General features: G+C 68.8%; 20 protein-coding genes and 1 other RNA gene. 8 read left to right on the forward strand and 13 right to left on the reverse strand.

Features of this window, described 5'->3' with window-relative positions; genetic code table 11:
• Positions 1–43: 43 nt before the first annotated feature.
• The 7 genes from OH802_RS14975 to OH802_RS15005 all read right to left on the reverse strand — a co-directional run bounded on the left by OH802_RS14975 (position 44) and on the right by OH802_RS15005 (position 8,730).
• Entirely contained in the window at positions 44–952 is a 909-nt protein-coding gene (locus OH802_RS14975; protein WP_406019658.1) for a carbohydrate ABC transporter permease, read from the reverse strand.
• A complete protein-coding gene (locus OH802_RS14980) occupies positions 949–1,830 on the reverse strand; it encodes a carbohydrate ABC transporter permease (protein ID WP_406019659.1) in 882 nt (293 codons plus the stop codon). Before OH802_RS14980 ends, OH802_RS14975 begins: the two co-directional genes overlap by 4 nt.
• Before the next feature lie 70 nt (positions 1,831–1,900).
• Positions 1,901–3,238, reverse strand: coding sequence for an ABC transporter substrate-binding protein (locus OH802_RS14985; protein ID WP_406019661.1), 1,338 nt, complete (start codon positions 3,236–3,238; stop codon positions 1,901–1,903).
• Positions 3,239–3,303: 65 nt separating this feature from the next.
• Positions 3,304–4,785, reverse strand: coding sequence for a GH32 C-terminal domain-containing protein (locus OH802_RS14990; RefSeq protein ID WP_406019663.1), 1,482 nt, complete (start codon positions 4,783–4,785; stop codon positions 3,304–3,306).
• 125 nt (positions 4,786–4,910) lie between these two features.
• Entirely contained in the window at positions 4,911–8,024 is a 3,114-nt protein-coding gene (locus OH802_RS14995) for an MMPL family transporter (RefSeq protein ID WP_406019665.1), read from the reverse strand.
• Positions 8,025–8,159: 135 nt separating this feature from the next.
• An RNA gene (rnpB, locus tag OH802_RS15000) (RNase P RNA component class A) lies at positions 8,160–8,524 on the reverse strand.
• 14 nt (positions 8,525–8,538) lie between these two features.
• Positions 8,539–8,730, reverse strand: coding sequence for a DUF1918 domain-containing protein (locus OH802_RS15005; RefSeq protein WP_350659252.1), 192 nt, complete (start codon positions 8,728–8,730; stop codon positions 8,539–8,541).
• 88 nt (positions 8,731–8,818) lie between these two features.
• On the opposite strand from OH802_RS15005, the gene OH802_RS15010 reads away from it, so the two are divergent.
• Both OH802_RS15010 and OH802_RS15015 read left to right on the forward strand, forming a co-directional pair.
• On the forward strand, positions 8,819–9,244 hold the full coding sequence (locus OH802_RS15010) for a tetratricopeptide repeat protein (RefSeq protein WP_406019667.1): 426 nt from the start codon (positions 8,819–8,821) through the stop codon (positions 9,242–9,244).
• A gap of 53 nt (positions 9,245–9,297) precedes the next feature.
• On the forward strand, positions 9,298–9,609 hold the full coding sequence (locus tag OH802_RS15015; protein ID WP_406019669.1) for a 4a-hydroxytetrahydrobiopterin dehydratase: 312 nt from the start codon (positions 9,298–9,300) through the stop codon (positions 9,607–9,609).
• Between the two features lie 6 nt (positions 9,610–9,615).
• On the opposite strand, the gene OH802_RS15020 is transcribed toward OH802_RS15015, so the two are convergent.
• The 3 genes from OH802_RS15020 to OH802_RS15030 are packed head-to-tail and all read right to left on the reverse strand — an operon-like array spanning position 9,616 to position 12,799.
• Positions 9,616–10,365 carry a transglutaminase N-terminal domain-containing protein gene (locus tag OH802_RS15020; RefSeq protein WP_406019671.1) on the reverse strand — a complete coding sequence of 250 codons (750 nt, stop codon included), beginning with the start codon at positions 10,363–10,365 and terminating at the stop codon, positions 9,616–9,618.
• Positions 10,366–10,379: 14 nt separating this feature from the next.
• Entirely contained in the window at positions 10,380–11,312 is a 933-nt protein-coding gene (locus OH802_RS15025; RefSeq protein WP_406019673.1) for an alpha-E domain-containing protein, read from the reverse strand.
• Entirely contained in the window at positions 11,312–12,799 is a 1,488-nt protein-coding gene (locus tag OH802_RS15030; protein WP_406019675.1) for a circularly permuted type 2 ATP-grasp protein, read from the reverse strand. Before OH802_RS15030 ends, OH802_RS15025 begins: the two co-directional genes overlap by 1 nt.
• A 75-nt stretch (positions 12,800–12,874) precedes the next feature.
• Here OH802_RS15030 and OH802_RS15035 point away from each other — a divergent pair, with 75 nt between their 5' ends.
• Positions 12,875–13,084, forward strand: a complete 210-nt coding sequence (locus OH802_RS15035; RefSeq protein ID WP_406019677.1) for a hypothetical protein — start codon at positions 12,875–12,877, stop codon at positions 13,082–13,084.
• Positions 13,085–13,104: 20 nt separating this feature from the next.
• On the opposite strand, the gene OH802_RS15040 is transcribed toward OH802_RS15035, so the two are convergent.
• Positions 13,105–14,319, reverse strand: coding sequence for a PQQ-dependent sugar dehydrogenase (locus tag OH802_RS15040; protein WP_406019679.1), 1,215 nt, complete (start codon positions 14,317–14,319; stop codon positions 13,105–13,107).
• Between the two features lie 43 nt (positions 14,320–14,362).
• Between OH802_RS15040 and OH802_RS15045 the strand changes: the two genes are divergently transcribed.
• Together OH802_RS15045 and OH802_RS15050 are read left to right on the forward strand one after the other, a co-directional pair.
• On the forward strand, positions 14,363–15,007 hold the full coding sequence (locus tag OH802_RS15045; RefSeq protein WP_406019681.1) for an ion channel: 645 nt from the start codon (positions 14,363–14,365) through the stop codon (positions 15,005–15,007).
• 69 nt (positions 15,008–15,076) lie between these two features.
• On the forward strand, positions 15,077–16,012 hold the full coding sequence (locus OH802_RS15050) for a hypothetical protein (RefSeq protein ID WP_406019683.1): 936 nt from the start codon (positions 15,077–15,079) through the stop codon (positions 16,010–16,012).
• Between the two features lie 21 nt (positions 16,013–16,033).
• Here OH802_RS15050 and panB read toward each other — a convergent pair whose 3' ends face one another.
• Together panB and OH802_RS15060 are read right to left on the reverse strand one after the other, a co-directional pair.
• On the reverse strand, positions 16,034–16,906 hold the full coding sequence (gene panB, locus OH802_RS15055) for a 3-methyl-2-oxobutanoate hydroxymethyltransferase (RefSeq protein ID WP_406019685.1): 873 nt from the start codon (positions 16,904–16,906) through the stop codon (positions 16,034–16,036).
• A gap of 95 nt (positions 16,907–17,001) precedes the next feature.
• The gene (locus OH802_RS15060) at positions 17,002–17,538 is read right to left on the reverse strand and encodes a GNAT family N-acetyltransferase (protein WP_406019687.1); all 537 of its coding nucleotides are present in this window, start codon (positions 17,536–17,538) and stop codon (positions 17,002–17,004) included.
• 54 nt (positions 17,539–17,592) lie between these two features.
• Between OH802_RS15060 and OH802_RS15065 the strand changes: the two genes are divergently transcribed.
• The 3 genes from OH802_RS15065 to OH802_RS15075 all read left to right on the forward strand — a co-directional run bounded on the left by OH802_RS15065 (position 17,593) and on the right by OH802_RS15075 (position 21,341).
• The gene (locus OH802_RS15065; protein ID WP_406019689.1) at positions 17,593–18,063 is read left to right on the forward strand and encodes a GNAT family N-acetyltransferase; all 471 of its coding nucleotides are present in this window, start codon (positions 17,593–17,595) and stop codon (positions 18,061–18,063) included.
• A gap of 123 nt (positions 18,064–18,186) precedes the next feature.
• On the forward strand, positions 18,187–19,254 hold the full coding sequence (locus tag OH802_RS15070) for a DUF1080 domain-containing protein (RefSeq protein ID WP_406019691.1): 1,068 nt from the start codon (positions 18,187–18,189) through the stop codon (positions 19,252–19,254).
• A 62-nt stretch (positions 19,255–19,316) separates the two neighbouring features.
• A complete protein-coding gene (locus OH802_RS15075; protein ID WP_406019693.1) occupies positions 19,317–21,341 on the forward strand; it encodes an NAD(+) synthase in 2,025 nt (674 codons plus the stop codon).
• Positions 21,342–21,353 lie beyond the last annotated feature (12 nt).

A 21,353-nucleotide genomic window follows, 5' to 3' on the forward strand; every position in this document is an offset into this window, starting at 1 on the left:
GTCACATTCGAGCCAACCTTGTTGGGCTCAGGTTCGGAGGTGCTCATCCCTTGGTCGCCCCGCTCTCGAGGCCCTGGATCATCGCCTTGTTGAGGACGAGGAAGACCAGCAGCAGCGGCGTCACGGTCACGCAGACGGCTGCGAACGTGGCAGTCCAGTCGGTGTTGCCCATTGCCCCGATGTAGTTCTGCAGACCGAGCGGGATGGTCTTGAGCCCGTCGGAGAGCACGAAGGTGTTCGCGAAGATGAAGTCATTCCAGATGAAGATGCTGTTCACGAGTACGACCGTAATGATCGTGTTCGCGGAGAGCGGGAAGGTGATCTGCGCGAAGATCCGGTACGGCCCGGCGCCGTCGAGCGACGCGGCCTCGTACAGCTCGCGGGGGATGTATTCGTAGAACGACGAGAACAGGTAGACGGCCATCGGGAGCGAGAACGCGGCCAGCGGGATGATCATCGACAGATGGGTGTCGAGGAGCCCGATCTGGGAGTAGTCGATGAACAGCGGCACCAGCGCGATCTGCACCGGCACGACGATGCCGAGCAGGAACAAGGAGCGTACGACGCCGCTGAACCGGAACCCGAGCACCTGCAGGGCGTATGCGGCCATCATTCCCGCGACGACGATCAGCAGGCTCGCCCCCGCTGTGACGATGAAGCTGTTGAGGATGTTCAGCCACAGGTTGCCGGTCGCGAAGGCTCGTGTGTAGTTGTCCAGGGTGTAGTCCGAGGGCAGTGCGAACGGGCTGCCACCGGTGAAGTCCGCGGCGGTGCGAAAGCTTGTCAGGAAGAGCCACAGCAGCGGGTAGACCTGCACGATGACGATGAGCACGATCGTGAGCGTGAGGAGCGCGCGCTGCAGACGGAGTCTTGGCGGTCGTGCCGTCGCGCGGGCATTGGGCGGGGTCGGCACGCCGGCCTTCGGCGGTCGGGTGAGCACGGGGGTGGTCACGAGTCGTCCCTTCGACGAAGCAGCAGGAAGATGAGGCCGACCGCGACCAGACACTCCACGACGATGAAGACGGAGATCGCGCTGGCATAGCCGTAGTCGGTGTGCACGAAGGCGGTCTTGTACATGTACGTCGTGAGCAGCTCGGAGGACTGTCCCGGGCCGCCGTTCGTCAGCAGGTAGGGGATGTCGAACCCGCGCAGCGCGAAGGTCGTCGCCATGACCGTGGTCGTGATCCACACCGGGCGGATGTAGGGGAACCGGATACGCCAGAACGTCTGCCACCAGGATGCGCCGTCGAGTCGCGCTGCCTCCTCGAGCTCGCGGGGCACGGCGATCAGTGCCGCGTACACGATGAGCATGTAGAGCCCGGTGAAGCGCCAGCCCTCGGGAACGGAGACGGCTGCGAGGACCGTGTTCACGTTCGAGAGCCAAGCGGTCTGTGCGCTCTCGAGACCGACCCAGGCGAGCAGCTGGTTGAGCGGGCCGACCGGGTCGAAGGAGTAGATCCGCTGGAAGAGGAACGCGATCGCGACCGTCGAGATGACAGCAGGGAGCAGGTAGAGCGTCTTCACCAGCTCCCTGGCCCTTGGCAGCGCTGTCAGGAGCGCCGCTACGGCGAGGGCGCCACCGAGCTGCAGCACCAGGCAGATCACCAGGTAGCCGAGCGCGTTGCCGAACGCCGTCCAGAAGACATCGTCGCGGGCGAACATCTTGACGTAGTTGTCGAGGCCGACGAACTTCATCTCCGTGATGCCGTCCCAGCTGAACAGGCTGAGGAACAAGGACTGAACGATCGGAAGCAGCACCGCGACGCCGTACAGCAGCAGCGGAGGGATCAAGAAGACCGCCACCGAGAGCCGAGACCGACGCGGAAGCATCGACGTCGCCACTGGGCTCCGGCGTCTGCGCGGACCCGAACGGCCCGCGCCGGGCCTGGCTTGCGCGAGGTCAGCCATCGCTGTTCTCCGCCAGGGTCGCGTCCATCGTCTCGATGAACTCGTCCGGCTCGATGTCTCCCTGGACGAGCAGTGTCAGCTCCTGCTGCAGGCGCGTGTTCGTGGCGGGGTCGAGCTGGGTGTCCCAGGGCATCGCGCTGTCGGCACCGACCTCGTCGGCTTGTTTCACGGCCTTGGGGTAGAGGTCGGTCGCGTTCTCGGAGATCGAGGTCTCGACGTTCGTGGTGGGAGAGAGCGCACCAGTCGAGGCGTACATCTCCGGATAGCGCTCGAGGGCGTAGGCGAGGAAGTCGCGCACCAGCGGGTCATAGGTCTCCGCGTTGACCGCCATGCCGATGCCTGAGGGAGTGACGTACGCGTTGTCGTCGGTGACGGCACCGTCGACCGTCGGCAGGGTGAAGTAGTCGACCGATTCACGCACAGCCGGGTCGAGCGCATCCGTCGCGAGATTCGCGAGCTCCCAGGTCCCGATGTTGTAGATCGCGGCCTTCCCCGACGTGAACAGGCCCTGCGCGTCTGCGTACCCGGTCGAGGAGAAGTCCTCCTGGAAGCATCCGGCCTGGCCCAGGTCGTAGAGCCACTCGGCTGCGGCTCGGCCGGCGGGGTCGGCGAACTTCGCCTTGCCGTTCTTGAGGTCTTGGACGTACTCCGGACCGGCCATCCGGAACGGGTAGTAGGCCAGGTAGCGTTCCAGCGGCCACTGGTCCTGCCCGTCGAGGGCGATCGGGGTGACACCTGCGGCTCGCAGGTCCTTGCACAGCTGGGGGAAGTCGTCGAGCGTCTTGGGGACCTCGACGTTCGCGCGGTCGAGGAGAGCGGAGTTGTACCAGAAGAACTCGAGCTGGAACTCGAACGGCACCATGTAGAGGGAGCCGTCGTCGAACCGCTGGTAGTTCAGCGCTGCCTCGCGATAGTCCTCGGCAAGTCCGAGGTCCTTCAGCAACAGTTCGACGTCGAGCATGCGGCCCTGGTCGGCGAGCTTCTGGGCGAACGGCGTCGCATCGGTGTCGAACAGCTCGGGCAGCTTGTTGGCTGCGGCGAGCGTCTCGTACTTCTGGATGTAGGAGGGACGGTCGGGAGTCGTGATCAGGTTGAGGGAGAACCCCGGGTGGTCCTTGGCGTACTCCTCGGCGATCTGCTCCATCGCCGTGATCACCCCGCCGTCGGCCGGGCGCGAGAGCAGCCAGGAGATCTCGCGAGGCTCGACCTTGCCCTCGGGATCGATGTCGGTGGGGTCCGCGCTGCCAGCTGTGCCCGAGCAGCTGGTGAGCGCGAGCGCGGCGGCGGTCAGGGCGGCACACAGGGCCGTCTTGGGGATGGTCATGGGCATTGTTGGTCTCCGTTGACTTGGTCGGAAGTGGGCTGAGTCGGTAGGGCCGAACGGGGGAGAGGGGATCAGGTTGCGGCAGCGATCAGATCGTGGTTCGAGACGGTGGGCTCGGGACCGCGCTCGGCGCGGGCGAACACGGTGAAGGTGTCGACGGTGACCGTGCCTTCGCCGGCGAAGACGCCGAGGTGGCCCGTCGGCCGGTCGTAGATCCGAGTGCTCAGCACGGTCGCGTTGTCGAGGGTCGCCACGCAGAGATCGCCGTCGACGATGACATCGAGCTCGTGCACGCCGGGCTCGATCCGGCAGGGACGCTCCAGCTCGAGCGCGAACGGTACGTCGCCGGAGATCTGCCACTGCTCGGTGCCCGTGCTCCGGCGCGGCCAGCGGTCGAGGACGAGACGGCCACGCTTCGGTTCGAGACGAAGCACATAGCCTTCGTCCCCATCGGCGCTCGCGCGCAGCAGCAGACCGCACTCGGTCGTGCCGTCGGCGATGTCGAACCTGACAACGGACCGGAAGGCGCTCGGGGTCTCGGCCTGGGTCACCTCGACTGCGTAGCCGTCAGGGGAGCTCAGGACAGTGCCCGCATCGATCCCGACACCACCGATCTCGGCGTCGAACGTCTCGCGCAATGCAGCGGTCGGGTGGAACGCGAGGGTTCCGTCCTCGCGCTGGTCGGCCTCGAGCACCGACATCGTGCCGGCCCACTGCCATGCGCCGTCATCGCTGGATCCCTCTCGGGAGGCGATCCAGCCGAAGAAGAAGCGCCGACCGTCGCGGCTCGCCGACTTGGCGGCGTAGAAGGCGCGTCCGTCGAGCGTGTCGTGCTCCGGGACGATCCACGGGCCGTGCTGGCTGCGCGACATGCGGTAGCGAGTGGTGAAGGCGTCGCTGAACTCGGAGTACACGAGATACCACCACTCGCCCCACTGGAAGACCTCGGGGCACTCCATCGCGACGTATCGCTGCGGGTCCCAGAAGGGCGCGGCCGGCTCCCAGCGCGCCAGATCGCGCGAGAGGCACTGCGCGATCACGCCACGTCGCCGCGCCGGTCCCCTCGCGTGGCGTGCGGTGATCAGCATCCGCCACAGCTGGGCTTCCTCGTCCCAGAAGACGAAGGGGTCGCGCCAGTCGCCGGTCTCGTAGCCGTCGGTGGCGCCGAACGTCTCGCCTGGATGCCGCTGCCAGGTCTGCATGCCGTCGTGGCTCGTGGCGTGCATGACCAGCTGCAGCGGCCGACCATCCGTGCCTGTGTTGGCGGGGTTCTGGCCGGTGTAGAAGGCGTGATGGGTGCCATCCGGGCCGAGCACGATGCTGCCGGTGTAGATGTTGAAGTCAGCGGCCGAGGGACCGTTCGATGCGATGGCTTCGCCGAGCTCGCGAAAGCAGACGAGATCGTCCGTCACCACGCGGTGCCATGGCATGCCTTCGGCCGGATTCAGGCGAGTCTCGCGCAGGTAGAAGAGATGGAAGGCTCCGTTCTCTTGCCACGGGATGACATCTCCTACCCATGCCTCCTGCGGTCGGTAGAACCCCTGCTGACTCATGGCACCTCATCTATTGGTTAACCGGTTACGCAAGGAATCGTAGATGTGACGCGCCTCACTGGTCAAGCGGTTAACCAAGTTAACCAGATTGTCCCGCCGCCGCGGTCCACGGCCCTGGCCGCCGATCACCGCTCGGACGACACCCCAGTGCCTTTGTCGCTCCGATGACGGGGCGACGACTCCGGGACGTCCGGAGTCCCGGCCGGCGGCGCCGGCTCGCCCTCGATCGAGATGTGGGGGAGAACCTTGTCGAGCCACCGGGGCAGCCACCAGGCAGCGCGTCCGAAGATCACCAGCGCTGCCGGCGCAAGGGTGACCACGAGAATGCCCGCGAGCAGCACGGCGACGGAGAGGCCGACGCCGAACTGCTTGATCGTCGGGTCGAGGTCGAGGATGAAGCTGGCGAACACCGACGCCATGATGAGGGCCGCGGCCGTGGTGATCCGGGCGCTGGAGACCAGCCCCGAGTGGACCGCCTGCCGGGGTTCGGCCCCCTCGTGGACGTGCTGCTGGACGTGGCTGACGAGGAACACCTCGTAGTCCATCGAGAGCCCGAACAGGCCAGCGAACATCATCAGGGGTACGTAGCTGGCGATCGGCACCGTCGACGACGCCGTGTCGATGCCGAGCAGGTCGATGCCCCAGCCCCACTGGAACGCTGCGGTGAGGACGCCGAACGCGGCGGCCGCCGAGAGCAGGTTGGTCACCGCTGCCTGGAGCGGGATGAGCAGCGAGCGGAAGGCCACCATCAGCAACAGGAAGCCGAGCAGGATCACGGTCCCGATGACGAGCAGCAGCCGGGCCGAGATGAGGGAGGCCAGGTCGACGTAGGACGCCGTGTAGCCGCCGACGTACGACGTGATGCCCCCGTCCTTGTTCGTCTTCGGCAGCACGGAGTCGCGGACGTGCCCGACGAGGTCGGCGGTGTCGTCCGAGGCGGGGGAGGTCGTCGGCACGGCGGAGAGGAGGACGACGTCGCCCTTCTTGTTGATCTGCGGCGGGGTGAGGGTCGCGACCCCGTTGGTGCCCGAGAGACCGTCCTGCAGGTTCACCACGCGGAGGTCGGTGCCGCGTGCGTCGCCTCCCGCCGCGGTCATCATCTTGGTGAGCTCGTCCTGCAGTTGCTCGGCCTCCTTCTGCTCCTGCTGGGCCTGTTGCTGCTCAGCCTTGAGATCGTCGGCCTTCTGCTGGAGCTCCTGCGCCTGCTGCTCCAATGCGTCCCCCTGGCGGCGCAGTGAGGCGGCCTGCGCTTGGAGCTCGTCGCCCTGGGCCTGCAGCGAGGCTGCCTGACGCTCCAGCTCGGCCTTCTGCCGGGTGAGCGAGTCGGCCTGTCGTTGCAGCGTGTCGGCCTGTTGCTGGAGGCGCTGTGCCTGCGCCTGCAGCCGGCGTGCCTGTCGGGCGAGACCGCGTGCCTCCTGCTCCAGCGGCGCCAGCTTCTTCTGGACGGCGGCCTGCTCGGCCTCCACCGCGTCGAGGCGGGCCTGCAACCGTTCCACTCGGGCCTCGTCGCCGTCCTGCTCGGCGCGGGCGATGCGGCGTTCCAGGACGCGCTCGTGGGCCCGGAGCCGTACGAGCTCCCGGACGAGCGGCCGGGCCTGCACCGCCAGTCGTCGCGCCTCGCGCCGCAGCTGGTCCCTGCGGGCCTCGAGGCGTGCCTGCTCGGCCTCGAGGGTCCGCTGTTCGGCGCGGAGCCGGTCGGCCTGCCGTTCGAGGTTCGCCTGCTCTCCGCGCAGCGCGTCGGCCTGCTGTTCGAGGGCGACCTGCTGCGCCTGCAGCTGCGCGCTCTGTTGTTCCAGGGACGCCTGCTCGGCTTCCAGCTGTGCCTGCTCGTCCTCGAGCTGCTGTTGCTGCTCGGGCAGCTCCTTCTGCTTCTTCTCGAGGTCGGACTTGAGCGACATCGCCTCGTCGTACTTCTGGGTGTAATCGTCGCTCGGGGCCGCAGGCGGATCGAGGGACGAGGCGACCTGAAGCGGACCGTTGTAACCGACGCCCAGGCCCGCGCTGATCAGGTCGTACGCCTGCCGTTCGGTCGTCTCCTTCGAGGTGGCGCCGACGTCCTCCTGGCCGAGCTCGAGGCTGAACACCGGGATGATGAGTGGCACCAGGGCCGCGAGCGAGACGCCCGCGACCACCCACGGGTGGCGATGGACGACTCCGGCCCACCTCGCCCACACGCCCTGGTCGCGCCGACGTCCCGGACGCATGAACGCCGGCAGCGAGGCCCAGCGGATCCGGTGGCCCAGCAGTCCCAGGAACGCAGGCAGCAGGGTGATCGCCACCAGGACGGCGGCCACCACGGCCATGGCCGAGGCGTACCCGAGCGCGGAGACCAGCGGGATGCCGGCCACGCCCAGCGCGAGGAGGGCCACCACGACGGTGCAGCCAGCGAAGACGATGGCGCTGCCGGACGTCGCCACCGCGTGCGCGATCGACTCGCGGATCGGCATCCCGTCGCGCATCTGATCCTGGTGGCGGGTGATCAGGAAGAGGGCGTAGTCGATGCCCACGCCGAGGCCGATCATGGTGGCCAGGGTCGGCCCGGCGGACGGGATCGCGAGGAGGTGGCCGACCAGACCGACGGTGGCCAGGGCGACGCCGAGCCCGAGGACGGCGGTGATGATCGGCAGACCCATCGCCACCAGGCTCCCGAGCACCAGGCTGAGGATGATCATCGCCGCGATGATCCCGACGACCTCGCTGGTCCTGGACTCGTCGGTCGACAGCGTCGAGCCGATGGAGCCGCCGGCCGCGGTGGTGATGCCCGCGTCCTGTGCGGGGTGGGTGGCGTCCAGGACGTCGCCGGCGATCCTCTCCGTCAGGTCGCCGGACCCGACGTCCATCAGCACCGGCGCGAAGGCTGTCCGGCCGTCCTTCGACAGCAGGCCGGCGGTCTGTCCGTCGCTGCTCAGCGGGTTGGTGACGCTGTGGACGTGCGGCTGCTTGCCGATCTCCTTCACCGCGTCGTCGACTGCCTGCTTGTTGGCGGAGTCGGTCAGCTTCCCCTTGCTCACGTGGAAGACGATCGGGTTGACGCCGTTCTGCTGGGGCGGGAACCGGTCGGAGAGCAGGTCCTTCGCCTCCTGGCTGCCGGTGCCGGGCAGCGCGAGGTCGTTGCTGGTCTTGGCGCCGAGGCTCGAGACGGCCAAGACCACGGTGACGAGCACCAGGGCCCAGGCGCCGATGACGAGAAGGCTGTGCCGGGCACAGAAGCCCCCGAGTCGACCGAGGAGGCCTGCCACGACGCTGCTCCCTCCTGCGGCCTCGTCGTATGAGCCGCTTGGGCGCGTGTGCTGCCCAAGGACCGTAGCGGGATCTCGCGACAGGGGAGGAGGGCCGAGATACAGGTTCCTCGGAATCGGGGACCAAGGGTGAAGCGGACGGGCTGGCCTGTAAGCCGGGTTCTGTAGTCGGCGACCATCCATCTCGGGCCATCGTTGCCGATGGCCTCTAGCAACCTACCCGCGCACTCGGGCGGACCGCCCTCCCAGTGAACTAACACCGTCGTACGCTGTCTGGTCTTGCTCCGGGTGGGGTTTACCTAGCTCCTCGTGTCACCACGAGGACTGGTGGGCTCTTACCCCACCGTTTCACCCTTACCGCTACCTGGAGGGTAGAGGCGGTCTGTTCTCTGTGGCACTGTCCCGCGGGTCACCCCGGGTGGCCGTTAGCCACCACCCTGTCCTGTGGAGCCCGGACTTTCCTCGACGTATCTCTACGACGCGATCGCCCGGCCAGCCCGTCCGCAGTAAAAGTCTAGTGGGCGGCGGGCTCGATGTGGGCATCCGGACCGGGGAAGACGAGCGACTCGTGGTCGCTGTCGCTCCAGCGTACGAGGTAGGGCGGGCTGCCGTCGGGGTGGCTGACCTCGATGATCTCGGCCTCTCGCGTGTGGTCGCCGACGTGTGGGCCCATGACGACGAGGTGGTCACCTACTGATGCGTGCATGCGCGTTCACCTCCTAACCGTCACAATGGTGCTCCCAAGGCGGGTGCGGATGGAATACCGCGTGGGGGTATCACGTTCGGAGGGTGTGATGACGGAGAACGAAGAGTTCGAGTACGTAGCCCCGGCTGTCGTCTTCCCGGGCCAGAGCGCCCACGAGGTGGCCTACCGGACGGCCCATGACCTGCTCTCGCGGCGCTTCCCGGTGGAGGCGCTGGAGATCCTGGAGCCGGCGCTGGCCGACGACCCCGACAACTTCGGGCTGCGCAGCATGCGGGCGTGGGCCTACATGCTGCGGGCCCAGCTCGCGAAGGCCGAGACGGAGCTGCGCTGGCTCGTCGAGCGCGACCCGAGTGACGCCTGGAGCCAGCACTCGCTGGGCCGCGTCCTGGAGCGCCAGGACCGGCTCGAGGACGCGCTCGGCCCGCTGCGCCTGGCGGCCGTGATGAGCGACGACTACGACCATCACGCAGCCGTCTACCGCGTAAGCAACCGGCTCGCGCAGCGTCAGGAGTGAACCCAGCGGTGACCCGGATGACGCGGCGACCTCGGCGGTGGCAGGGTGGGGGTATGGAACCTGACACCACGACCCTCAACGCCGAGCAGGTCGCCCAGGAGCAGCTGGATGGCTGGACGTTCGACACCAGCGGCGAGGCCGACAGCATCGTCGCCCGCGTGGACACCGGCGACTTCATCACCGGTCTCGCGCTGGTCAACGCGATCGGGGCGAAGGCCGAGGAGGCCAACCACCACCCCGACATCGACCTGCGCTACCCGTACGTCGAGATCCGGCTCACCAGCCACGACGCCGGCGGGGTCACCAGCCGTGACATCGCGCTGGCGAAGGTGATCAACGGGCTCGCGGCGGAAAGCACGCTCTGAACAGAGCTAGGCGAGCCGGGTCATCTCGACGGTGACCTCGACGGCCGGCTCCTCGGGACCCGAGTAGATCCCGCCCAGCGGCTTGACGTCGGTGTGGTCACGACCCGTGGCCACACCGACGTACGCGTCGCCGGGCTCGGTGCCGGTCGCGGGGTCGATGCCGTGCCACCCGTTGTCCCACCACTCCACCCAGGAGTGGGCACCGCCGGGGTAGACGTAGCCGGAGACGTAGCGCGCCGGGATCCCGACCGTACGCAGCGCCCCGAGCAGCTGGTGGGCGGCATCCGGCGCCGGTGCTGACCCTTCGGCGACCGCCCGGGCGATCTCGACCGCGGCTTCGCCCGGAAGCGCCGCGGAGGCAGCGATGGTCTTGGCCCGGGTCGTGAGCTCCTCGTCGGGCACCACCAGCGACGGAAGGCCCAGGAACTCGACGAACCGGTCCGCGACCCCGGGCAGAGCGGCCTCCTCCCAGGTGAGCACCGGCGCGACCCTGGGCTTCCGGTCGACCCGGACGGTGCTGGTCGCGGAGACCTTCAGGGCCCGATGCGCCTCGAGCACCTCGATCGCGGTGACCTCGTTGCCGAAGTAGTCCTTGTACTCATACGTCCACGGCTTGGGCGAGACGTCGATCCGGTGATGGACCACGATCTGGTCGGGCGTGGTCAGGGGAGTCAGCCGCGCCTGGTTGTAGGAGGCGACCGCCGGTCCGTCGTAGGCGAACGTCGTGGTGTGCACGATGCGGAACTGCATGCTCATCTCGATCAGACTCCTCAGACCGGCTGCCAGGCCAGTGCCTCGGCACCGGCGAAGTAGCGCTTGGTGACCGCCTCGGTGGCCTCGGCGCAGGTGACCTGGAGCCGCTCCATCTCGGCGGGCAGGTCCGCCAGCAGATCGTGGAGCGAGCGATACTCCAGCGACGCCCGCATCCGGCCGATCAGCCGGTGGGCCTCGTCGGTGAAGCCCGCGCGGCGCGTGGTTCCCTCCAGGGTGTCCAGCGCCCCCTCGGCCCGCTGCAGCGCGTGCACCACCGAGCGCGGGAAGATCCGGTCCAGCAGCAGGAACTCGGCAGCCGCCTGCTCGGTCTCGACCCCCTTGTTGACGCGCAGGAACGCGTCGTACGCCCCGCAGGCGCGCAGCGTGGAGTTCCACTGCGACGCCCCGCCGGCGGCCGAGGTCAGCGACGTCGTCGCGACCAGCCGTGAGGTCATGTCGGCGCGCTCGACGTAGCGTCCGAGCATCAGGAACTGCCAGGACTCATCGCGCATCATCGTGGCGTCGGCGGTGCCGTTGATCTGGGCCACCCGGTCGCGCACCCAGCCGAAGATGAAGGGAGCCCGCATGTGCTTGAACTGGCCGGCCGGGATCGCCCGGTAGGTGGTGTTGAGCGCCTCCCACAACGGCACCGAGAGCGTCTCCCGGGCCCCGCGGGCCGACTCCCTGGCCGCGCCGAGCGCATAGGCCATCGAGGTCGGCTGGGTGGTGTCGTACGCAAGCATGTCCAGCATCTGCGGCAGACCGACCTTCTCCTCCTCGGAGAGCTCGATGCCCATCACCGCGAGCAGCGAGCGGCAGGCGGTCTCCTCGTCGGTGGCGGCGTCCTCGAGGATGTGCTGGGTCTGTACGTCGAGGATGCGTGCGGTGTCCTCGGCGCGCTCCACGTAACGCCCGATCCAGAACATCGACTCGGCAATGCGACTCAGCATCACGCAACCCCCTGCGCTTGAGACTGACCCGCCCGGCCGTGTGGCCGGGAGGACGTCGGTCCGGCGAGCACCCAGGTGTCCTTCGAGCCGCCGCCACGGGAGCTGTTCACGATCAGCTCGCCCTCTGCGAGCGCCACCCGAGTCAGGCCACCGGGAAGAACCCAGACCTTGTCGCCATCATTGACCGCGAACGGCCTCAGGTCCACATGCCGCGCCCCGAGATCTCCATCGGTGAAGGTCGGGACCGTCGAGAGCTGCACCACCGGCTGCGCGATCCACGAGCGGGGGTCGTCCAGGATCTTTCCGCGCAGCACGTCCAGCTCGCGTGCGGAGGCTGCCGGCCCGATCACGATCCCCTTGCCGCCCGAGCCGTCGACCGGCTTGAGTACGAGCTCGTCGAGCCGGTCGAGGACCTCCTCGCGCGAGGACGCATCGCCCATCCGCCAGGTGTCGACGTTGCGGATCACCGGGTCCTCGCCGAGGTAGTAGCGGATGATGTCGGGCATGTAGGTGTAGACGAGCTTGTCGTCGGCGACCCCGTTGCCGACCGCGTTGGCCAGCGTCACGTTGCCCATCCGGGCGGCGTCGATCAGCCCGACGCAGCCGAGCATCGAGTCGGGCCGGAAGTGCACCGGATCGAGGAACTCGTCGTCGATGCGCCGGTAGATGACGTGCACCGGGGCCAGCCCCTTGGTCGTACGCATCAGCACCTGCCCGTTGCGGCAGACCAGGTCGCGCCCCTCGACGAGCTCGACGCCCATCGTCCGGGCCAGCAGCGCGTGCTCGAAGTAGGCGCCGTTGTAGACGCCCGGGGTCAGCACGACCACCGTGGGGTCGGCGACGCCGGCGGGAGCGGCCGCGCGCAGCGCCGCGAGGAGCTTCTGCGGGTAGTTGGCCACCGGCCGGATCCGGTGCTCGGCGATCGTCTCCGGGAGCGCGGCCGAGATCGCGCGGCGGTTGGTCATGACGTACGAGACACCCGACGGGACCCGCACGTTGTCCTCCAGCACGCGGAACTCGCCGGTGTTGTCACGGACCAGGTCGATGCCCGAGACCTGGACGCGTACGCCGTTGGGCGGGTGCACCCCGGCGGCAGCGCGGTGGTAGTGGCTGGAGGTGGTGATCACCTCGCGCGGGATCACCCCGTCCTCGAAGACCTTGCCCTCGTCGTAGATGTCGGCGAGGAACAGCTCCAGCGCCTTGACCCGCTGCTGGACGCCCTTGTCGATCGTCGCCCAGCTGTCCCGCTCGATGACCCGCGGCACGATGTCGAGCGGGAAGGCCCGCTCCTCCCCGCCTATGTCGAAGGTGACGCCCTGGTCGAGATAGCTGGCCTGCATCGCCTCGACCCGGCTGATCAGCTCCGCCGCGCTGAGCCGGCGCAGCGAGTCGCCGAGCCGTTGATAGGGAGGGCGGAGCTCGCTGCCGACGAACATCTCGTCATAGGCCGGATCCCGAGTCTCGTAGGCGTCGAACATCTGGCTCATGGAGGCAACCTACTGAAATCCGTGTAACAGCGCTGTTGCCCACGCGAACATCTCGCGCAACGGTAAGTTGGCCACATGAGCGACGAGCACGCGGGCGAGTACTACTACTGCCTCAAGCACAAGACCGTCGAGCCGTACGAGGGCTGCAAGGCCAAGGACCGTCTCGGCCCCTACGCCTCCCACGCCGAGGCCTCCCGAGCGCTGGAGCACGTGGAGGAGAACAACGAGCGCTGGGACAAGGAAGACAAGGCCTGGGAGGGCGACGCGGGCACCGAGGACAAGTGATCCTCAGCTCTGGGTGACCCTCAGCGCGGGGTCACTCGGAGCAGCACGTCCTCGCCGCCGTTGTCGGTGGTGATCAGCAGGTCGCCGTCGGCGGCCAGCGAGACCGTACGCAGCCGCCCGTAGTCCTGCATGACCTCGGGCGAGCTGTCATCGGTGAGCTTGCCGGCCTCGTCGAAGGAGAGGATCCGCAGCTCCTGGTCCTTGAGCACGGCGACCGCGAGCGCCCCGCCGTAGGCGCCCCACCGTTCCTGGACCGGGATGAAGGTGCCACCGCCGGTGGCGATGGTCGGGTTGCCGGATTCCCAGGCCGCCTCGATCTGCTCTCCGGGCAGGTCCTGGTCGGTCATCGGCACCGACTCGTTGTAGCCCGCACCGGGATTCCAGCCGTAGTCGCCGCCGAGGGTGATCTCGTTGACCTCGTCGTCGCGGTCTGGGCCGTGCTCCATCGACCAGAGCGTGCCGTCTGCTCGCTCGGCCAGACCCTGCACGTTGCGGTGGCCGAACGAGGTGATGTAGCGCCGCGGCCCCTGGTCCCCGGCCCACGGGTTGCCGGGCCACGGCTTGCCGGTCTGCGGGTCGAGCCGGAGCGTCTTGCCGCCCAGGGAGTCGAGGCTGCGCGGGTTCTCCTCGTTGGCGGCGTCGCCGGTGCCGACCCACAGCGCCCCGTCGGCGCTGATCAGCAGCCGGCAGCCACCATGGCGTCCGCTGCTCGTGGGGAAGCCGTCGATCAGGGTCTGCTCCTGGGTCGCCCTCGTCAGCCCGGCGTCGAGGGTCCAGGAGATGACGCGTACGTCCTCGCCACCGTTCCAGCCCTGGCAGGTGTAGATGCGCCGGTTCTCGGCGAAGCCGGGGTCGATCTCGAGGCCCATCAGCCCGGTCTCGCCGGAGACCCAGATGTCGTTGTCCTCGAGGGGGATCTCGCGCCGATCGCCTCCCTCGATCAGCGACAGGACGGCCCGGTCGCGCTCGGTGACCAGGAACCGGTCCTCGCCGATGTCGGCGACGTCCCAGGGATGGTCGAGTTCGTCGTTGACCACCTCCACATCGAGCTCCGGGACCCGGTCGGACGTCGGCAGCACGGCCGCAGGGGCCGATGAGGAGGCGCTCGCGGAGGTGCTCGGCGAGCCAGACGGGTTCAGCGGTGGGGGAGTGGAGGCGGGAGAGGAGTCTCCGGCGCATGCGGCGGTCGAGAGCCCGAGCGTGATCACGGAGGCGAGGGCGATGGCAGCGCGCATGGTGCCGACGGTACTGGCCGGGTGGGCTTTAGGGTGTGCGGTTGTGACGAACGCTTTCAACACGATGCGGGAACACCCCTCCGCCGTACTGCTCGGTGGACAGCTGGTCGCCGTCCTGGCCTACCCGTTCCTCGACGGCTCGACCACCGGCCGCGCCGGTATCGGCGTGCTCCAGCTGTTGCTGCTGGTCGTCGCCGTCGCGGCCGTACGCCTCACCCCGGCCCTGTCCTGGGTGGCGATCCTGTTCGGTGCGCCGGCAACCGTCTTCGCGGTCTGGGAGGCGGTCGCGCCGAACGAGGGCTGGGTGGTGCTGGTCTCGGCGCTCTTCCATGTGCCGTTCTACCTGTTCGTCTCCTACGCGATGATCCGCTACCTCTTCCACGACGACGAGGTGACCCGCGACGAGCTCTTCGCGACCGGAGCGGCCTTCACCGTGGTGGCCTGGGCCTTCGCCTACCTCTTCGCGGCCGTGCAGGTGATCTGGCCGGGCTCGTTCGACACCCAGCGCACCTGGTTCGAGCTGCTCTATCTCTCCTTCACGACCCTGACCTCGCTGGGCCTCTCCGACATCGTCCCCGTCCAGCCCCACTCGCGTTCGGTGGTCATGGTCGAGCAGGTCGCCGGTGTCTTCTACGTCGCGCTCGTCGTCGCCCGCCTGGTTGGCCTCGCCCGGCCTGGCGGACGCTGACCGGCGGGTTTTCCACAGGCGCGTCGATTGCGGTGGCGGCAGACCTGACTTCGTCGCAGCGTGGGGTGCATGACGGAAGCGAAGTCACCGCGGGCGCCGCGCCGGCGCAGCGGCCGCTGGGAGAGTCTCGGGTCCGGGGTTCGGCTCGCGAGCGACGTCGGTGAGGAGGATCCGGTCTGGGCCAGGATGCGGGCCTGGGCGGAGCGGCTGCCGGACGGCACGGTCTTCACCGGGTTGACCGCGGCGGAGGCGTACGAGCTCTGGCTGCCGCCGCTGGCTCCGGACCGTCCCATCGAGATCTCGGTCCCGAGTGGGGTACGGGTGCGTCGGCCGCAGGTGGATGTCACCCGACACCCACTGCCCCCGCACAGTCACGGGATCGACGGCGTACGGATCGCGACGGTCGCCGAGACTGTGCTCGCCGCGGCTCCCCGCCTCGGGCTGCTGGACCTGGTCGTGATGGTCGACGGTGTGCTGCATGAGCGGGGTTGCACCCGCGAGGATCTCGAGGTAGCGGCGCGCGGTCGCCGGGGCGGGCCGCGGTTGCGCGAAGCGCTCGCTCTGGCCGACGGCAGGTCGGAGTCGCCGTGGGAGTCGTTGCTCCGGATGCTGCACGAGGCGTGCGAGGTGCCGGTGCAGCCTCAGGCCGAGCTGTTCGACGACGCCGGTCGCTTCGTGGCGCGGGCCGACCTGCTGATCACAGGCACCAGGACCCTGCAGGAGTACGACGGAGCCGTGCATCGCGATCGCAGTCAGTATGCCCGCGACCGACGCCGGGACTCGCGCCTCGCGGATGCGGGCTACGTACGCCACGGCTATGTCGCTCCGGATGTCCGCTTCCGCGCCGCGATGATCCTGCGGGAGGCTGACGACGCGCTCGGACGGACCTACGATCCCGCCCGTCTGGACGCCTGGTACGCCCTGTGGCGCGGCTCGCTATGGGAGCAGGATCCGAGAAGTGGTCAATTTGGGCCCGGCATCGAGCCGGCGGACGGCCCAAATTGACCACTTCTCAAGCGCGGACCGTCAGAAGGTGTGCTCGGGGCCGGGGAAGGCCGAGCCCTTGACGTCGGAGATGTAGGCCTCGGCGCCCTCGGACAGGACCGACTTCACGTCGGCGTACTGCCTCACGAAGCGGGCCATCTTGCCGCTGCGCATGCCGAAGGCGTCCTGCCAGACCAGCACCTGGCCGTCGCAGTCGGGGCCGGCGCCGATGCCGATCGTGGGAATGTCGAGCTCCTTGGAGATCTGCGCGGCGACCTCACCGGGCACCATCTCCATGACGACGGCGAACGCCCCGGCCTCCTGGACGGCCTTGGCGTCGTCGATGATCCGGTCGGAGGTGTCTCCGCGGCCCTGGACGCGGTAGCCGCCGAGCACGTGCTCGGACTGCGGGGTGAAGCCGATGTGGGCGATGACCGGGATGCCGCCCTCGACCAGCTTCTTGATCACCGGAGCCATCTCGGCGCCGCCCTCGAGCTTCACGCAGTGGGCGCCCGCCTCCTTCATGAACCGCACCGCGGTCAGGTAGCCCTGCTCGGGCGAGGCCTGGTAGGAGCCGAAGGGCAGGTCGCCGACGACCATCGCCCGCTTCACGCTGCGCGAGACCGCGCGGGTCAGCGGCAGCAGCTCGTCCACGGTCACCGGAAGCGACGTCTCGTTGCCGAGGACGTTGTTGGAGGCGGAGTCACCGACGAGCAGCAGGTCGACCCCGGCCTCGTCGAAGATCTGGGCGGTGTACATGTCGTAGGAGGTCAGCATCGTGATCTTGTCGCCACGCTGCTTCATCTCGCGAAGATGATGCGTGCGCACCTTCTTGACGGGCTTCGCGGGCGCATTGCCTGCGGCGCCGGAACCGTACGGTGCGGTCTCCTCAGCAGAGGGGTTCGTGCTCATCATCGAGCCTTTCTGGTGTCATCTCGCAGCTCCCTGATGGAGTCCACGGACTGTTCCCAGCGTATGTCGAGAAGATGTCGTACGCGCTGTGGTGGTGATCACAACCGGTCGAACGGAGCCGCGTAGGCGAACGCCCCGCGGACGGCCTGGTCGTACGCCGCCAGCGGCCGTGCCTGGAAGTAGTCGCCCCAGGCGGGCTCGGGTGCTTCGATCCCGAGGGAGGAGGCAGAGACGAAGCCGAAGCGGCCGTAGTAGGCGGGGGAGCCGAGGAGGACGACGACCGGCTCGCCCATCGCGTCGGCGGCACCGAGGATGGCGTGCATCAGCGCCGAGCCGACGCCGTCGCGCTGGCGGGCGGGGGAGACGCTGACCGGGCCGAGGCCGAGCGCGGGACGGCCGGCGAGCGTCCCGCGGGTGGCCGCGGCGTGGCCGACGATCTCGCCGTCGGCCTCGGCGACCAGCGAGAGCTCCGGGATCCAGCCCGGATCCTCGCGCAGCCACCCCACGAGGGTCGCCTCGCCGGGCGCCCCGTCGGGCTCGATCGGCGGCGCGGAATGCTCCACGCCGGAGAAGGCGGCGGCGGTGACCGCACGGATGTCGGCCACGTCCTCGGGACGTTCACGTCGGATCAGCACGATCCGACGCTAAACCGAACGACAGCCCCGGCGCTCCTGGTTATCGTCGCGTCCATGCGGGTGCGAGAGGCGACGGAGCAGGACCTCGACGCGGTGATCCACGTCGGCGTGACGACCTGGCGGGCGACGTACCCGCCGATCACCGGAGAAGCGTACGTCGAGGAGGGCATCGCCAAGTGGTGGGCTCCGGACGCCGTGCTCCCCGGGATCAGGGCCGGCACCGTCCTCGTCGCCGAGGTCGACGACCAGGTCGTGGCGATGGCCTCCTACTCGGTCTTCGAGGACCACCTGATGCTCTGGAAGCTGTACGTCCTCCCTGACTCCCAGGGCTCCGGCGCCGGCAGCGCGCTGCTGAGCGAGGTGATCGCCCGCGCCGGATCCCTGCCCGTACGACTCACCCACCTCGTCGGCAACGACCGCGCCCACGCCGTCTACGAGCGGCTCGGTTTCGTCGAGTCCGCCACGGTTCCAAGCCCCATCGACGACGGCCCCGAAGAGATCGTGATGGAGCGCCCGGCAGGCTGAGCCACTTTCGAAGGTTGTTCGCGAAAGTCGTTCGGAAACGGTTGAAAGTCGACGGCGGTCGACACTAGCATCCAGCGTGACGCGCATCACATCTCGCTCGGCGTCCTGACGTTCGGAGTCTCGATGTCCCACCTCCTCCACTCACGCCGCACTCGGACCCGGCTCGCCGTCGGGTCGGCCGTCCTCGGGATCACCGCACTGTGCATGGGCGGCCCGACCGGAGCTGCCTCCGCGACTCCTGCTGAGACACCCTCGACGACCACAACCTGCCCGGCACCCGATGCCCGCTCGAGCGTGGTCTTCCTCGATCTCGACAGCGGCGTCGCCAACAGCACCCTGCGTTCCGGCTGCACCATCAACGACGTCATCGACGACGAACGGACGTGGCCGACCCACGGGGCCTTCGTGACGCACGTCCGCGGCGTCACCGCCGATCTGGTCGCCACCGGTGAGGTCACGCGGGCCGAGGCCAGCCGGTTGCAGTCCGCCGCCGCCCGCTCGCAGGTGGGGAAGGTGGAGGGTTACGACTGGCTCTTCGACGGCTCGGCCGACTCCTTCGGCGACTGGGCGTACGCCGGCGACGGTGGGTTCGACCTGGTGCCGGACGGCACCATCCGCAGCCGTGCGGGCGCGGGTGGTGGGTTCGGAACCCTGTGGTACCCGGCACAGGAGTACGGCGACTTCTCGTTGCGACTGCAGTTCCGCGACGACGCGCCCGGTGCGGCCCGCGGAAACAGCGGCGTCCAGGTGCGCTTCCCCGAGCTGTGGGGCCCTGTCGAGGGGTGCCCGACGACGTTCAACGGCAGCGAGACGGGCAACCTCTCCTGGATCGCGGTCAACTGTGGCCACGAGATCCAGGTCAACGACTCGCCGGAGAGCGGCAGCAACGACCCCCGCAAGACCGGGTCGATCTACGGCTTCGCCGACCTCACCCTGGCCCAGGCGCGACCGACCCCGAAGGGCACCTGGAACGACCTCGAGATCCGCGTCATCGGGCAGCACTACACCGTGATCCGCAACGGTGTCGTGATCAACGAGTTCGAGAACCTGCCCGGGCTGCCGTTCCCCGGTCGTCCGAACGACCCCGATTCCAGCAGCCGAGGGTTGACCGGTCACGTCGGGGTCCAGGCGCACGGCAGCACCCCGGACGTGGTCTCCTACCGGAACATCCGCATCCGCGACCTGTCCTGAGGCCGTCGGTCGGCGGCGGGCATCGGCTGGCCGGGTAGCCGGTCGCGCCTAGACTCCGGGGTGTGGACTTCTACTCCGCCTACTCCCATGGCTTCGCGCGGGTCGCGGCGTGCACCATCCCGATCTCCGTCGCCGACCCGGCAGCCAACGCGCGCGAGGTGATCGCGCAGGCCCGCGAGTGCTCCGACGAGGGGGTCGCGGTGGCGGTCTTCCCGGAGCTGTGTCTCTCGGGCTACTCGATCGACGACCTCGTCCTGCAGCGGACCCTCCTCGACGCCGTGCACGCCGCGATCAGCGCGATCGTGGTGGCCTCCGAGGAGCTGCTGTCGGTGATCGTCGTCGGCGCCCCACTGCGCCACGGCGACCGGGTGCTCAACACCGCGGTCGTGATCCACGGCGGCGAGGTGCTCGGCGTGGTGCCCAAGACCTACCTGCCGACCTACCGCGAGTTCTACGAGAAGCGCTGGTACGGCACGGGCGACGGCGCCGACGGCACGATCATGCTCGGCGGCGAGGAGGTGCCGCTCAGCAACGAGCTGCTCTTCCGCTGCACCGACGTCAAGGATCTCGTCTTCCACGTCGAGGTCTGCGAGGACATGTGGGTCCCGGTGCCGCCGAGCGCCAAGGCCGCGCTGGCCGGCGCGACCGTGCTGCTCAACCTCTCCGCCAGCCCGATCACCGTGGGACGCTCCGACGCGCGCCGCCTCCTGGTGCAGTCGGCGAGCGCGCGGTGCGTGGCGGCGTACGTCTACACCGCTGCCGGCCAGGGCGAGTCGACGACCGACCTGTCCTGGGACGGGCAGACGATGGCGTACGAGCTCGGCGAGCTGCTGGGGGAGACCGAGCGGTTCCCGGACGGGCCGCGGCGCACCGTCGTCGACGTCGACCTGGAGCGGATCCGCGCCGAGCGGTTCCGGCAGGGCACCTTCGACGACAACCGTCGCGCCGAGGGGGCCTTCCACTCCGAGATCGAGTTCGAGCTCGCGCCGCCGCTGACCGGTGACGGCCTGCGGCGCAAGGTCGACCGGTTCCCGTTCGTCCCCGACGACCCGGAGAAGCTCGCGCTGGAGTGCTACGAGGCCTACAACATCCAGGTCTCCGGGCTCGAGAAGCGGCTCCAGTCGATCGGCCCGGACACGAAGATCGTCATCGGCGTCTCCGGCGGGCTCGACTCCACCCACGCGCTGATCGTGGCCGCCAAGGCGATGGAGCGGCTCGGTCGTCCGGCGAGCGACATCCTGGCGTTCACGATGCCCGGCTTCGCGACCTCGGACGACACCAGGTCCAACGCGATCAAGCTGATGGAGGCGCTCGGGACGACCTACGAGACGCTCGACATCCGCCCCACCGCCACCCAGATGCTCAAGGAGATCGGGCACCCCGCCGGCGACGGCGAGCCGGTCTACGACGTCACCTTCGAGAACGTCCAGGCGGGGCTGCGTACGGACTTCCTCTTCCGCATCGCCAACCAGCGCGGCGGCATCGTCCTCGGCACCGGCGACCTCTCCGAGCTCGCGCTCGGCTGGGCGACCTACGGCGTCGGCGACCAGATGTCGCACTACAACGTCAACGCCGGCGTACCGAAGACCCTGATCCAGCACCTGATCCGCTGGGTGATCACCACCGAGCAGTTCGACGGCACCGCCGACGAGGTCCTCCAGGAGATCCTCGACCAGGAGATCTCGCCCGAGCTCGTGCCGGGGGAGGAGCTGCAGTCGACGGAGCAGAAGATCGGGCCGTACGCCCTACAGGACTTCACCCTCTTCCACACCGTGCGCAACGGCTTCACCCCCTCGAAGATCGCCTTCCTGGCGTGGAACGCCTGGCACGACGTCGAGGCCGGGGAGTGGCCCCCGGGTTTCCCGGAGGAGAAGCGGACGGCGTACGAGATGAAGGAGATCCGCGCCTGGCTCGAGGTCTTCGTGAAGCGCTTCTTCGCCAACCAGTTCAAGCGCTCGGCGCTGCCCAACGGTCCCAAGGTCTCCAACGGCGGCACGATGTCGCCCCGCGGTGACTGGCGGATGCCCTCGGACGCGAGTCCCGCCGCGTGGCTGGCCGAGATCGAAGCGCGGGTCCCCGCGGAGTAGTTCGGGCGGAGC

The sequence above is a fragment of the Nocardioides sp. NBC_00850 genome (assembly GCF_045207335.1).
In the GTDB taxonomy this organism is placed as follows: domain Bacteria; phylum Actinomycetota; class Actinomycetes; order Propionibacteriales; family Nocardioidaceae; genus Nocardioides.